This is a genomic window from Luteimonas sp. MJ250 (assembly GCF_039548455.1).
Lineage (GTDB): Bacteria > Pseudomonadota > Gammaproteobacteria > Xanthomonadales > Xanthomonadaceae > Luteimonas.
In genome coordinates this window covers 1-13,514 of sequence record NZ_JBCLVB010000008.1, presented here as the reverse complement: position 1 = coordinate 13,514, position 13,514 = coordinate 1, and the positions used below count along the sequence as shown (strand labels likewise).

At 67.1% G+C, this 13,514-nt stretch carries 15 protein-coding genes; 4 read left to right on the top strand and 11 right to left on the bottom strand.

The window, feature by feature from the left end; genetic code table 11:
• Nucleotides 1-73 precede the first annotated feature (73 nt).
• Nucleotides 74-634 (top strand): DUF2058 domain-containing protein, encoded by a 561-nt coding sequence (locus WCE37_RS03275; RefSeq protein WP_343278121.1) that lies wholly within the window; start codon nucleotides 74-76, stop codon nucleotides 632-634.
• Here WCE37_RS03275 and WCE37_RS03270 read toward each other — a convergent pair.
• The gene (locus WCE37_RS03270) at nucleotides 595-1,497 is read right to left on the bottom strand and encodes a cobalamin B12-binding domain-containing protein (RefSeq protein ID WP_343278120.1); all 903 of its coding nucleotides are present in this window, start codon (nucleotides 1,495-1,497) and stop codon (nucleotides 595-597) included. The genes WCE37_RS03275 and WCE37_RS03270 overlap by 40 nt on opposite strands.
• 104 nt (nucleotides 1,498-1,601) lie before the next feature.
• On the opposite strand from WCE37_RS03270, the gene WCE37_RS03265 reads away from it, so the two are divergent.
• From WCE37_RS03265 to WCE37_RS03255, 3 genes are read left to right on the top strand one after another with little or no spacing between them, the layout of a single operon-like run.
• Nucleotides 1,602-2,156, top strand: a complete 555-nt coding sequence (locus WCE37_RS03265; RefSeq protein WP_343278119.1) for a fasciclin domain-containing protein — start codon at nucleotides 1,602-1,604, stop codon at nucleotides 2,154-2,156.
• Nucleotides 2,153-2,359 carry a DUF378 domain-containing protein gene (locus WCE37_RS03260; RefSeq protein ID WP_343255325.1) on the top strand — a complete coding sequence of 69 codons (207 nt, stop codon included), beginning with the start codon at nucleotides 2,153-2,155 and terminating at the stop codon, nucleotides 2,357-2,359. Before WCE37_RS03265 ends, WCE37_RS03260 begins: the two co-directional genes overlap by 4 nt.
• Complete coding sequence (locus tag WCE37_RS03255; RefSeq protein ID WP_343278118.1) at nucleotides 2,356-3,771, top strand: deoxyribodipyrimidine photo-lyase; 1,416 nt, start codon at nucleotides 2,356-2,358, stop codon at nucleotides 3,769-3,771. Before WCE37_RS03260 ends, WCE37_RS03255 begins: the two co-directional genes overlap by 4 nt.
• A 31-nt stretch (nucleotides 3,772-3,802) precedes the next feature.
• Here WCE37_RS03255 and WCE37_RS03250 read toward each other — a convergent pair whose 3' ends face one another.
• From WCE37_RS03250 to WCE37_RS03205, 10 genes are all read right to left on the bottom strand, one after another.
• Entirely contained in the window at nucleotides 3,803-5,155 is a 1,353-nt protein-coding gene (locus tag WCE37_RS03250) for a phosphomannomutase (protein ID WP_343278117.1), read from the bottom strand.
• A gap of 128 nt (nucleotides 5,156-5,283) precedes the next feature.
• Nucleotides 5,284-6,636 carry a HipA domain-containing protein gene (locus tag WCE37_RS03245; RefSeq protein ID WP_343278116.1) on the bottom strand — a complete coding sequence of 451 codons (1,353 nt, stop codon included), beginning with the start codon at nucleotides 6,634-6,636 and terminating at the stop codon, nucleotides 5,284-5,286.
• Nucleotides 6,636-7,076 carry a helix-turn-helix transcriptional regulator gene (locus WCE37_RS03240; RefSeq protein ID WP_343278115.1) on the bottom strand — a complete coding sequence of 147 codons (441 nt, stop codon included), beginning with the start codon at nucleotides 7,074-7,076 and terminating at the stop codon, nucleotides 6,636-6,638. Before WCE37_RS03240 ends, WCE37_RS03245 begins: the two co-directional genes overlap by 1 nt.
• A 49-nt stretch (nucleotides 7,077-7,125) precedes the next feature.
• Complete coding sequence (locus tag WCE37_RS03235) at nucleotides 7,126-7,656, bottom strand: outer membrane beta-barrel protein (RefSeq protein WP_343278114.1); 531 nt, start codon at nucleotides 7,654-7,656, stop codon at nucleotides 7,126-7,128.
• Nucleotides 7,657-7,907: 251 nt separating this feature from the next.
• Nucleotides 7,908-8,855: an SOS response-associated peptidase family protein gene (locus WCE37_RS03230; protein ID WP_343278113.1), complete on the bottom strand. Its 948-nt coding sequence runs from the start codon at nucleotides 8,853-8,855 to the stop codon at nucleotides 7,908-7,910.
• A 96-nt stretch (nucleotides 8,856-8,951) separates the two neighbouring features.
• Complete coding sequence (locus tag WCE37_RS03225; RefSeq protein ID WP_343278112.1) at nucleotides 8,952-9,428, bottom strand: VanZ family protein; 477 nt, start codon at nucleotides 9,426-9,428, stop codon at nucleotides 8,952-8,954.
• Nucleotides 9,425-9,751, bottom strand: a complete 327-nt coding sequence (locus WCE37_RS03220) for a hypothetical protein (RefSeq protein WP_343278111.1) — start codon at nucleotides 9,749-9,751, stop codon at nucleotides 9,425-9,427. Before WCE37_RS03220 ends, WCE37_RS03225 begins: the two co-directional genes overlap by 4 nt.
• Nucleotides 9,741-10,772: an acyltransferase gene (locus tag WCE37_RS03215; RefSeq protein ID WP_343278110.1), complete on the bottom strand. Its 1,032-nt coding sequence runs from the start codon at nucleotides 10,770-10,772 to the stop codon at nucleotides 9,741-9,743. The genes WCE37_RS03220 and WCE37_RS03215 overlap by 11 nt, the downstream gene beginning before the upstream one ends.
• Nucleotides 10,773-10,872: 100 nt before the next feature.
• A complete protein-coding gene (locus WCE37_RS03210) occupies nucleotides 10,873-12,030 on the bottom strand; it encodes a glycosyltransferase family 4 protein (protein WP_343278109.1) in 1,158 nt (385 codons plus the stop codon).
• Between the two features lie 158 nt (nucleotides 12,031-12,188).
• The coding region (locus tag WCE37_RS03205; RefSeq protein ID WP_343278108.1) for a mannose-1-phosphate guanylyltransferase/mannose-6-phosphate isomerase at nucleotides 12,189-13,514 on the bottom strand (1,326 nt) is incomplete at its 5' end.

The window sequence follows — 13,514 nt, the reverse complement described above, 5'->3', positions numbered from 1 at the left end:
CGCACCCACTCAATGGGCAAAGCCGCCTGCCGGCCCACTATCATGGCCGGGCACCCCCACCGGACGAGACGACATGGCCAAGGCGAATCCATTGCAGGAACAGCTGCTGAAAGCGGGCCTGGTCAAGAAATCCAAAGTGGCCGAAGTCGCGCGCGAGCAGCACGTGGCCCGCCACGCCAGGGCCGCCGCCGCGGCCGCACCCAGTGACGCCGCGCTCGACGCCGAACGCACCCGTGCCGAGAAGGCCGAGCGCGACCGCAGCCTTGCCGCCGAGCGCAAGGCCCAGGCGCGCACCGCCGAGCTCCGCGCCCAGGCGCGGCAGATCGTCCAGGACAAGAAGCTCCCGCGCGCGGGCGACAGCGAATACCGCTTCAACGCCGACGGCGCCATCCGCACCCTGCTCATCAACGACGAACAGCGCCGCCTGCTGGCCTCCGGCGCGCTGGTCATCGCCCGCCTGGGCGATCGCCACGAACTCCTGCCGCGCACCGCGGCCGAAAAGGTCCGCGAACGCGACCCCGACATGATCGTGCTGGACCACGGCCAGACGGCCGGCGCAGAGCCCGCCGCCTCAAGCTCCGAAGACGACGCCTACTACGCGCAGTTCCAGGTGCCCGACGACCTGGTCTGGTAGGCCAACGACGCCAGCGAGGCCGCCTCCACCACCGCGCGCACGCGCGCACGCCCCAGCGCCTCCGCCAGGTAGCGCGCGTTGGCGCCGCCAAGCCAGACCGGCACGCCCGGCGCCAGCGCGTCGTCCAGCTGCCGCAGCTCATCCAGCGCCACCCGCGCCTGGCCCGGATCCACCGAGCTCACCGCCACCGCCGCCGCACCCAGCCGCCCGGCCACGCGCGCAAGCTCGATCGCCGGCAGCTCCGTGCCCAGGTACAGCACCGGCATGCCCGCATCGCAGGCGTGCAGCGCCGCGCCCAGCAGGCCCAGTTCGTGGCGCTCGCCCGGCAGGGTGGCGAACAGCACGCGCGCCTGGCGCTCGCGCGGGTACTGGTTCAGCACCGACAGCAGCCGCGCGCGCAGCAGGCTGCTGATCAGGCGCTCCTGCGCGATCGCCAGCCGACCGTCTGCCCAGCGCACGCCGACCTCGCGCAGCAGCGGCGTGACCACGCGCGTGAGCAACACCGAGAGCGGCAGGCTGGTGATCGCCACCGCCAGCTCGCGGTCGAACACGTCCACCTGGTAGTCGGCGATCGCATCCAGCATCCGCTCCGGCAGGGCTTCCACGCCGCCGTAGGCCGCGTGCCGGCTGTCCTCCAGCAGCCGGTCCAGCGCAGCGTCGTCCATCGCCGCGATCTGCCCGATCGGATGCCCGCGGTCGGTCAGGCGATGCAGCCGCGCCAGCCGCTCGATCATGGCCACGTCGTAGACACGGCGGCCCTTTGCGTCGCGCTGCGGCGTGACCGCCGCGTGCCGGCGCTCCCACGCGCGCAGCGTTTCGGGGGTCAGCCCACTGAGTTCGGCGGCGGCTTTGACGGGAAACATGGCGCAAGCGTACAACTCTTGTACATGCATGTGTTGTACACGTATCTAACACCCGCCACCGGACACTGCACACCCGACCCAACCCGACCCACCGGAGACCGCAGATGTCCACCCGCACCACCACCCCGTCCACTCGCGCCGTACGCCCGCTGCACACTGCGGCCCTCGCCCTGGCGCTGGGCCTCGCCGCCCCGATCGCCCTTGCCGCCACGCCCACCGCCGACGCCAGCCGCGCCAGCCAGTCCAGGGCCAGCGCCGACATCGTCGACACCGCGGTCGCCGCCGGCCAGTTCAACACCCTGGCCGCGGCCCTCACCGCCGCCGGCCTGGTCGACACCCTCAAGGGCGACGGTCCGTTTACCGTGTTCGCGCCCACCGACGCCGCCTTCGCCGCGCTGCCCGCGGGCACCGTGGACGAGCTGCTGAAGCCCGAAAACAAGGACCAGCTGGTCGCCATCCTCACCTACCACGTCGTTGCCGGCAGCTACCCTGCGGCCCGCGTCGCCACGCTCACCCAGGCGCCCACGGTGAACGGCGCCAGCGTCGACATCGCCAGCAGCGCCGGCGGCGTCACCGTCGACGGCGCCAAGGTGGTCAGCGCCGACATCGCCGCCAGCAATGGCGTCATCCACGTCATCGACAAGGTGCTGATGCCATGAAGGTCCTCGACATCGTGACCCTGCTGCTGGTGATCGTCGGCGGCATCAACTGGGGCCTCGTGGGCGCCGCGCAGTTCGACCTGGTGGCCGCGATCTTCGGCGGCCAGGACGCGATGCTGGCGCGCATCGTCTACGTGCTGGTGGGCCTCTCGGCGCTGTACCAGATCGTGCCCCTGCTGCGGACGATCAACCGCCCCGGATGACGGCTACCGCGCTCATCTGGTTCCGCGACGACCTGCGGCTGCGGGACAACCCCGCGCTGCAGGCGGCGCTGGACGCCGACCTCGCGCCGCTCCCGGTGTACATCCACGCCCCGCACGAAGACGGGACGTGGGCACCGGGCGCGGCGTCGGATGCGTGGCGCCACCGCGCCCTGCACGCCCTCGACGCCGATCTGCGCGAGCGCGGCTCGCGCCTGCACGTGTTCGCCGGCGACAGCCTGGCCGTGCTGCAGTCCATCGCCGACGCCACCGGCGCGGCCGCGGTGTTCTGGAACCGCCGCCACGAACCCGCCATCGACGCCCGCGACACCCGCATCCGCCGCGCGCTGCGCTCGGCCGGCCTCCGTGCCGAAGCCTGGAACGGCAGCCTCTTGTTCGAACCCTGGCAGGTCGAAACCCGCGGCGGCGAACCCTTCCGCGTCTTCACCCCGTTCTGGAACGCCGCCCAGCGCGCCTGGAACCCGCGCGCGCCCCGGCCCGCGCCCGACACCCTGCCACCCGCCGCAGCGCTGCGCGGCGAAACCACCATCGACGCCCTCGCGCTGCAGCCCACCCGCGGCTGGGACGCCGGCTTCTGGCAGCGGTGGACGCCCGGCGAACGCGGCGCCGATGCCGCCCTGCGCGCCTTCATTGCCGACGGCCTGCAGGACTACAGCGCCGGCCGCGACCTGCCCGCCGCCAGCCTGACCTCGCGGCTCTCGCCGCACCTGCACTTCGGCGAAATCAGCCCTTGGCGCATCGTCGCCGAACTCGCCGCCGCCGGCGCGCCCGAAGAGCGCAGCGCCTACGTCCGCCAGCTCGCCTGGCGAGAATTCGCCCAGCACGTGCTGCACCACTTCCCACACACCACCGACGCCAACTTCAACCTGCGTTTCAACGACTTTCCCTGGGCCGCCGCCGATCCGCAGCTGCTGCAGGCCTGGCAGCGCGGCCGCACCGGCGTGCCCCTGGTCGACGCCGGCATGCGCGAGCTGTGGGCCACCGGCTGGATGCACAACCGCGTGCGCATGGTCGCGGCCAGCTTCCTGAGCAAGCACCTGCGCATGCACTGGCTGCACGGCGCGCGCTGGTTCTGGGACACCTTGGTCGACGCCGACCTCGCCAACAACACCCTCGGCTGGCAGTGGGTCGCCGGCACCGGCGTCGATGCCGCACCCTACTTCCGCATCTTCAACCCCGTGCTGCAGGCACGGAAGTTCGATCCCCAGGGCGAATACATCGTGCGCTGGATCCCGGAGCTGCGCGGCCTGGCGCCAGGTGCGCGCCATGCGCCGTGGCTTGCGACAGGGGCCGGGCGCGCCGCCACGGGCGACTACCCCGCAAGCCCCATCGTCGACCTGGCCGAAGCCCGCACCGCCGCGCTTGCCGCGCTGAATCCCGGCAGCAGGTCGTGAAGCCATACTGCCTGTCAGCAGCCGTGGACCATCAGGCCTCCATCAGCTCCCTGATCTCCGCCACGCGCTCGGCAACCAGCGCCGCATTGCCCCGTGACTCCACGTTCAAGCGCACCAGCGGCTCCGTATTCGAGCTGCGCAGATTGAACCGCCACTCGCCAAAGTCGGCCGACAGGCCATCGGTATGGTCCAGCACCGGATCCAGCGCCGCGTAGCGCGCCAGCACCGCCGCAATCGCCGCCGGCGCATCGGCCACGGTGAAGTTGACCTCGCCGCTGCACGGGAACTTGCGCATCCGGTCTTCCACCAGCTCCGCCAGCGACAGCCCGCTGCTCGAAATCAGCGACGCGATCAAGAGCCACGGCACCATGCCCGAGTCGCAGAAGGCAAAGTCGCGGAAGTAATGGTGCGCGCTCATCTCGCCGCCGTAGATCGCATCCTCTGCGCGCATGCGCTCCTTGATGAAGGCATGCCCGGTCTTGCTGACCACCGGCACGCCGCCGGCCTGCTGCACCATCTCGATGGTGTTCCAGACCAGGCGCGGGTCGTGGATCACCTTGCCGCCCGGATGCTTGGCCAGGAGCGCCTTCGCCAGCAGCCCCACCAGGTAATAGCCCTCGATGAAGCGGCCGTCGGCATCGAAGAAGAAGCAGCGGTCGAAGTCGCCATCCCAGGCCACGCCCAGGTCAGCGCCGTGTGCGCGCACCGCATCGGCGGTGGCCGCGCGGCTGTCGGGCAGCAGCGGATTGGGGATGCCGTGCGGGAAGCTGCCGTCGGGCTCGTGATGCACGCGGATGAACTCGAACGGCAGCTGCGGCGCCAGCCCGTCAATCACCGCGCCCGCGCCGCCGTTGCCGGCGTTGGTCACGATCTTCAGCGGCTTCAGCGCAACGCCTTCCACGTAGCCCAGCAGGCGCTTGAAGTAAGCGGACTTGTCGCCCATCGCACGCTCGCCGCCGCGGGTGGCCGCGGCCGCCGGCGCATCGGCGGCCAGCGCCGCATCGCGGATCGTGAACAGCCCGGTGTCGCCGCTGATCGGCCGCGCGCCCTCGCGCACCAGCTTCATGCCGTTGTAGTCCATCGGATTGTGGCTGGCGGTCACCATCACCCCGCCGGCCGCGCCCAGCGCATCGGTCTGGAAATAGACCTCCTCGGTGCCGCACAGGCCGATGTCGATCACGTCGCGGCCCGCGTCGCGGAAGCCGCCGGCCAGCGCGGTCTGCAGCGCGGGGCTGCTCAGGCGGACGTCGCGGCCGAGCACGACCGGGCCCGGCTGCAGCAGGTCTGACATGGCCATGCCGATGCGGGCGGCCAGGGATTCGTCGAGTTCATCGGGTACACGGCCGCGGATGTCGTAGGCCTTGAATGCTTGCTGTGAGGTCAAAAGGGGCTCCTTGGTGTCCGGGGTATGGCCGTGAATGCAGCAGGTAATGTTGGCATGACGAGTGGCCGGCCACCCCTACGTGCGCCGTCTGGCAGGGCGCTTGCACGCCGCAAGCCACCTTTGAGCGATCAAGCGGGTGCCAGCCGCCTCACCATCTCCTGGATCACCCCGTAGGTGACCGTGCGCAGGCAACGGCCTTCACCCGCAAGCGTGGGTCCGATCCGCAGATCCGTGGGCAGCGCGGCGTTCTCCGCTTCCGTAGCCGACAACAACGCCTTCGCCTCGCCCATGATGCGGGTTCGCATCCGGTCCAATTGATCACGGGCGCGCCTTTCCGTCAGCCCCATCCCGATGCCAGCCTGCACCATCAGGGAAAAATCCAGGTCGGAGAATCTGGTAGCGCCCAGGACCGGCCAGGCCAACGTGGACTCCGAAGGCCACACGTCCATGTCGTAGGCCCGGGACTCGTAGCAAACCGTGCAAAGCAGGTCGTAGTGCGGGGCCAAGGCCACGCCGCCGGGACCAATCAGGAAGCTGAGATTCTTCAGGTGGGCATCGCTGTTGCCCGTCAGCAGATTGAAAACCAGCCAGTCGTAGAGCCGCCACCGCGTCTGCAGCCGGGCCCGGCACAGACCCGCGATCCTGCCCAGCACTTCGATGCTGCCTTGCTGGTACTTGAACTGGCGATCGAGGTTGAGCAACTGGCAGGCGTCGATCGCGTGCAATCGATGCACTCCGTCGGCTGAAATCGCGCGGTCGAAGCGCTCGATCAGGTAGACCGGCTCGGGCACGTAACGGCGCTCGACCCGTGGAACATCCAGGCCCATCCGCCTGGCCAGCTGCATGACGAACCATTCGTTCGCGACGCTGTGCGGGTATTCGGCCTCCGGATGATCCGGTTTGAGGATGTGCGTCGAGGGCGCCGACCCCACGGGTTGCAACAGCTGCCGGCCTGCCACGACGACTGCCAGCTTGTGCTGGGCACCGGCGAGCGACATCCTCTTCGGCGCTCCCGCGGCCAATGACTGTCGCGGCAGCGCGCGGATGCGGGCGGAGAGTTCGGCGTCCGAGAGTGCAACCGTCCCCCCGGCCGCCCTTGGCGTATCGGGTGGCAGCAACGTCAGCGAGCCGGCGGACTCGGATCCGTAATAGGCCAGCAGGCCGAACGCGTCGGCAACCCTGATGCCAGCTTCGCCCGCCATCAGCTGCCGCTGTGCTTCCTCCGGCAGCAGGTTGTCGAAGTACCACTGCACCGGACGCAGCGAGCTCCCATCCTGGACGGGCTCCGTCACCAGCGGCAGTGATGGGGACAGCGGGTACCGGTCCGGGCGCCGCAACCACTCGGCACTGTAGGTGAACGTCCACACGCCGGCGGATTCAGCAAGCACGCCCACCGGGTCGCCGTCGATGCTGGCGACCAGGGCACGCAGGGGATACCTGAAGCCATCGAGGTCGACCACACCGGGAGGCGGTTCGCTCATCACCGCTGAGCTTTGGCCTGGGAGTCGATGCCTGCCGCTACAGGGGCCGGGATATCGATTTCCACGTGCATGCCCAATTCAGCCAGCACCGCGAACAGCTTGCCCCACTGCACGGTTTCACTGCCTCGCTCGACCTTGGCCAGGAAGTTCTCGCTCACCCCGACACCTTCAGCCGTGGCGTCCTGGCGCAAGCCCTGGCTCCTGCGTACGGATTTGACCAGCGGTCCCAGCTCGCCGGCGGCGTCAAGCCTGACTCTCACGGCACCGTCCTCACGATTCCTTACGAACTTGAGGATTATCTGATATTTCCTTACGATTGCAAGGACTTTTACGCAGAATCCTTTCGATCGTGCGGAAAACATCATCCAGACCACGACGGAGACACGAATCCTCACGAATGCAAGGAAAAACAAAAAGAGGCCGCCGAACTCCAAACGCAAGCAGGCCGGGAATTCCCGGCCTGCTGTCCTGCTGTGATGCCCGCTGGGATCAGAAGTCGAAGCGCACCTGCACCTGCGCCAGGTCCACGTCGACGTCGTCCATCTCGAAGCGGCTGTACTCGCCGCGCAGCGCGAAGGTGTCGGTGAAGCGGTACTGCAGGCCCAGGCCGTAGGTCGGGTCGGTGCCGTCGTCTGAGGCGCTGCCGATGCCGGCCGCGCGGGCGTCGGCGTCCCAGCTGTGCATACCAGCCTTCGCGTAGCCCGAGAACTTGTCAGTGAAGGGCACCGTGCCGACCGCGACCAGCGACACCGTGTCGGCTTCCAGCGAAGCCACGTTGCCGTACTCGATCTTGCCGAAGTCGGTGTAGCCCAGTTCGAAGCCCCAGTTCGGGTGCAGCTGGTAGCCGCCGAAGACCTGGAAGCCGGTTTCTTCTTCGTCAATCACGCCTTCGTCGATCGACGACTGGCCAACGCCGGCGCCGGCATACCAGCCGACGGGCTCCGCGGCCTGGGCGCCGAAGGACAGCGCGCCGAGGGCGGCGGCAAGGACGGTACCGGTAAGCAGCTTGGTGGTGTTCATGGTTGGAGCTCCTGTGTTCTGTGAGTCACATCCCAGAACATGGAGGCCTCACATCCGGAACGAAGTCATGAAATCGTCACGAACCGTTCCACCAGTCGACTTTCCTTTTACCGCGGCGTTGCGTCTACCTGCCGCGATACGGCTCGCATCCCACGCCATCGTTGTCGCGGTCCAGATGCGGGCCATAGCCGGGCTCGCCGCGCCGGACCAGAGCCGCGCCCGCGGCCTGGGGCTTCTGTGCAGTTGGCCACTCACGCCGCTTCGCGATGCGCGTAATACGGCCGCTCCCGGTCATCCAGGATCGCGTGCAGCGCGGCCAGGTTCCCCGCGTCCGGCGTCAGCCAGGCCTCCAGGTTCTGCCGCCTGATCGGCACGATGCAGCGGTCATGCCCCGCCGCGGCCACTTCGGCCGGCGGCTCGTCGGTGATGGCGGCGAACGAGTACAGCTCCGAGCCGTCCCGTTCCGTGGTGCGCGTCCACAGGCAGGCGGCGATCATGTCGCGGCCGTCGCTGGGGCGGAACTCAAGCACCTGGTCCTGGCCGCCGCGGTCGACGTGCTCGTAGAAGGCGCTGGCCACCATCACGCCGTGGCCGTGGCCGAAGACCTTGCCCCAGGACGTCTCCAGCTTGTCGCGGCGGGCGTTGTAGGTGCCGGGATACTTGCGCTCGATGGCCTCGGTCCAGTCGGGCAGCCGGCACTGGTAGCGCATGAGGCGCGCAACGTAGCGGCCGTCCTCGCGGATGACGACCGGACACCAGTAGCCCGGATAGATGCGGCCGACGCCCGCATCGGCCGGCGGCTTGCGCAGTTCGTCCAGGCGGCGCATCGCGGCCTCCACCTTGCCGGTGCCGATGCGGATGTCTTCGCGCGCCTTTTTGGTCTCGCGCGCCTGCAGCGACCGCTCGGCCTCGGCGACGCGCGTGCGCTGGGCGAAGACGAGCCGGGTGAGTTGGTCGATCTCGGCCTGGTCGGCGGCACGCACCGCGGCGGCGATGCCAGGCGGTGCAAGCGCCATGGCCTCGCGCTCGACCGCGCGGGGCATCCTGCGGCGCTTGCCGGGGTCCTTGCCCTTGCGGATCCAGAATTCCTCGACGTACCAGTCGGGGTCGATCCTGACGCCGAGGGTGCGTTCGAGTTTGCGGATTTCGGTGTAGACGAGGGCGGAGTAGCACATGGACGCCACCACGTTGGAGGTCATATCGCCGCCAAGCGTACCGGTCTCGTCGGCAAGCCAGTGGCAAGTGCCTGATGGTCAACGGCAAGCAGCGCCGCCGTTGCGGGAGATCCTGGCGCTCTACGCGGCGTTCTTGCGCCGCGCGTACGTGCCCGCCAAGCACACCAGATGGGCAAGCAGCACCCCGGCCAATCCCCCGATGACATTCAGCGCCGCGTCCTCCAGCTTCGGCTGCCGCCCATCCGTCAGCCACTGCGACAGCTCCGCGGCCACGCCGAAGGCCGCGACCAGCAGCACGCCCCAGCCGTTCCTCACGTCCTTGCGCGCCAGCCAGACCAGCAGGCCCAGCCAAGCGAAGGCGAAGAGGTGGATCCATTCCGGCGGGTCCAGCGGCGTGTCGCGTGTCAGGCTGTACAAACGATGCACGCGGTCCATGCCGAACCACTCGCTCAGCATCGCGGTGGGCAGGAACAACATCGCCGACACCGCCAGTGCGGACGCGACCAGCAACACCGCCACCGCCGGATGGCTGCCACGGGCCAGCAGCATCGCCACGCCCAGCGCCAAGACCGCCAGCAATACGTCGGCACCGGTCATGGCGGGGGCAGCAATTCGCGATTCAAGGCCATGGTGCCTTTGATGACGATCTTCTCGCCGAATTCCGCCAGCGGCTTGGCGCGCGCGGCCTTACCGAGGCATGCCACCAGCCCCACGACTGCAAGCGGCGCCATATAATCCGAGTTCTGCTGCACCAGCTGCGGGTTGTCGCCGTACAGCGCGGCAAGCAGCAACGCTCTTACCAGGGGGCGCAGCGTGCGCGCCCTAGCGTCATTGCTGCCGAGCACGCCGGCTACTGCGCGGCGCGCGCTGCATCTTCGAGTTTGCACTTCCATGAAGATAGGGGAGAACTCATTTCTCACCCACAAGAACCCCTATTCCCAAACGTCGCATTGTCGCGCCTAACCCAAAGCCTGCAGCAATCGCGAAGCAGGCGGCCAGCAAGCGATTGACATCTTCACCCCAAAGCCATCGTGCAAGCGCCAAGAAGAGGACATTGCTGACGAAAATCACAAACGTATTTCGGCCAAGAACTTCCACTCCGGCCTTGGCATAACCCAGTAGTCTGGATTTAGACCATTTCGCGGCGACGCCTGACAACCCATGGTGCGGCAACAAACTCGGCGCAACTGCTGCAAGCAGTAGCACTGAAGCCACTGAGACCGTGGGTGCAATGTAGGACGCGAACTCGTCGAGGCGCGCCAGCTCGATCGGCGCAAGGGCCAGAAGGCCGAGAGCAGGAATGAGGAGACGGTGGTTTGGCGCTATATAGCCTCGGGCCAAGGCAATACCCATGAACACATAGGGAAGCCAGTATATGAAAACGCGATAGCCTAATTTCACCACCACTTCGTTTGATGAGAGAATGTAAGTGGCGATGACATTGAATAACAAGCCGATCACTATCAGCATCCAGACGGTCTTTGCATTTATAGCCGCCCTTATGAGTGGGAACAAGAACAGCATCTGGAACAGCAGCACGAAAAAATACTGCCCCGACCAGCCAAACCCACCCAACTGCCCCCCAATTAACGTATGCACGGGCATTGCCATAGCTTCATCGATCGTATACTTGATCGACAAGTAAAGCAGGGTCCAGAGGGCATAGGGGATAAAAAGCCTACGAAATCGCATGTACATACGCTGATGCGTTTCACCACGCATCCACGAACGTTCAAGGTAAAAAGCCCAGAGGCCCACGAATACCGGGACCGAGAATCTGAATATTCCTGCAGCTGGTAGACCTGCATGAATCCAAACGACACCGATAATTGCCAGTCCTTTGACCAGATCAACAAGCTGATTCCGTCGGAGTTTACTGTCCTCTGAGGCGGGTCCGTGCATGCCAATTGCTGGTTGCGCGTTGGCATTCAATTCGCTCATGACTCACCTCCCCCGACTGCCATCAGATGTGAATCCATTCTTGGCATGCGCCCCCTTGCCACACCCAACGCCAAAAACGCCAGCAGCACATCGGTGCCGGTCATGGCGCGGGCAGCAAATCGCGATACACAGCCATGGTGCGTTCGATGACGATCTTCTCGTCGAATTCCGCCAGCGCCTTGGCACGCGCAGCCTTGCCTAGGCGTGCGGCCAGCTCCGGATCATCCTGCAGCCGCGCAATGGCCTTCGCGAGCGCACCGGCGTCGCGCACCCGCACCAGCAGTCCGTCGACCCCGTCGCTCACCACTTCGCGGCAGCCGGGCACATCGGTAGTCACCAGCGGCAGCCCGCAGGCGGCGGCCTCGATCAAGCCCTTCGGCAGGCCTTCGCGATAGCTGGGCAGCACCACCACGTCGACCGACGCGAACAGCGCCGACATGTCATCGACGTGACCGAGCCACTTCAGCACACCCTCTTCCGCCCATGCGCGCACGGTGGCTTCCGGCACCGCGGCGGGATTTCCCGGGTCGGGGTCGCCGGCAAGCAGGAACTCGATCGCCCTGCCCTCGTCCCGCAGCCTCCGCGCAGCCTCCACGAATTCCGCCAGCCCCTTGTCTCTCAGCAGGCGCGCGGCCAGCAGCACGCGCAGCGGCCGCGAGGAATCGCGCTCGCCTTCGCGTGCAACAAATCGCGAGCAGTCCACCCCGGAACCAGGAATCAGGCGGACATGCTCGCGATCCACAAGCCCCGCAGCGCCGAACAGCGCCACGTCATCCGGGTTCTGCAGTATCAGCCGCGCGTTGTCACCATCCAGCGCGGTACGCAGCAACGAGCGTACCAGCGGGCGCAGCACGCGGGCCTTGGTATCGTTGCTGGTGAACACGTAACCCATGCCGGCCACGGCGTTGACGCGCGCCGGCACGCCAGCTAGGCGCGCGGCAAGCGATCCGTACACCGCGCACTTGATGGTGAAGCCGTGCACCAGCGCCGGGCGCTCCCTGCGGAACAACGACACCAGCCATGCCAGCAACTTCGCCTCGCGCAGCGGGTTGAGGCTGCGGCGGTCCATCGGCACCGGCTCCCACCGCAGGCCGAGGGCGCGCAGCTTCTCCCCGTACGGACCGGGTGGTGAAATCAGCAACAGGTCATAGCCATGCGCCTGCAGCGCCAGGGCCAGCGAACGGCGAAAGTTGTAGAGATACCAGTCGGTGTTGGCGAAGAGGACGATCTTGCGCCCGGTCATATCACGGCCAGACATCAATTCTCGTCTCCACTTGCAGCTGCAGTCAGTGGCCGAACTAAGACGGCCCCGGGATTACGCCTCATTGTGGCGCAATTGCAATCTTGTGGCGCGATTATGGCAAAGCCCATCACCCGTAACGCGCCACTCAGTGAATTGCTCACGGGAGCGAACCATCACCTACGCCCGTACACATCCTCGAAGCGGACGATATCGTCTTCGCCGAGGTAGCTTCCGGACTGGACCTCGATCAATTCGAGCGGCAACCGACCAGGGTTCTCCAGCCGGTGAGTCACGCCCAACGGAATGTAAGTGCTCTGGTTCTCAGTCAGCAGGATCACTTCTTCACCCCGCGTTATGCGACCGGTGCCGCTGACGACGACCCAGTGCTCGGCGCGATGGTGGTGCATCTGCAGGCTCAGTTGCGCGCCCGGCTTCACGGTAATGCGCTTCACCTGGAAACGCTCGCCCATGTCGATCGAGTCGTAGCTACCCCATGGCCGGTAAACCTTGCGATGCACCGTCGGCTCAGCGCGGCCGGCCGCTTTGAGCTCGGACACTATCGCCTTGACATCCTGCACGTGGTCCTTGTGGACCACCAGCACCGCGTCGGCGGTGTCCACCACCACCACGTCCTTCAGCCCTAGTAGTGCAACCAACCGGCCGTCACCCCAAGCCAGGGTGTTGCGACAGTTCTTTGCCACCACGTCACCGTGGTGGGCGTTGCCGTCATCGTCCTGCTCGGCCACCTGCCACAGCGCCGACCAGCTGCCGACATCGTTCCACCCCACGTCCATCGCCAGCACCGCGGCATCGGCCGTCTTCTCCATCACCGCATAGTCGATGGAGTCCGACGGACACGCTTCAAACGCCGCCTTGTCCAAACGCACAAAATCCTCATCGCGCTTGGCCCCGGCCAACGCGGCACGGCAGGCAGCCAGCATCGCCGGTTGGTGGCGCTCAAGTTCCGCAAGATACACCGAGGCCCGGAACAGGAACATGCCGCTGTTCCACACGTGTTCGCCCGAGGTCACATAGGCCCCAGCAGTCACGGCGTCGGGCTTCTCGACGAACTCCGCCACGGCGCGCACGCCGGACTCCATTGACAACGGTGTGCCCGCACGGATGTAGCCATAACCCGTTTCCGGGCCGGTCGGGACGATGCCGAAAGTGACGAGTCGACCGGCCTGCGCCGCCGGCTCAGCCACGCGCACCGCAGCGCGGAAGCCCACGTCGTCGTTGATCACGTGGTCAGATGGCAGTACCAAGAGCAAGGGGTCGGCGCCTGCTGCCGTGGCCTCCAGCGCTGCAATGGCGATGGCCGGCGCGGTGTTGCGGCCGACGGGCTCGAGCAGAATCGCGGCCGGCGCGCAGCCCACCTGGCGCAATTGTTCCGCGGCCATGAAGCGGTGGCCCTCGTTGGCGACAACCAGCGGCCCGAGGGGGGGGGGGGGGGGGAAGGGCTGGACCGTTACCCGTAGCATGGAGGTCGTACCCACCAA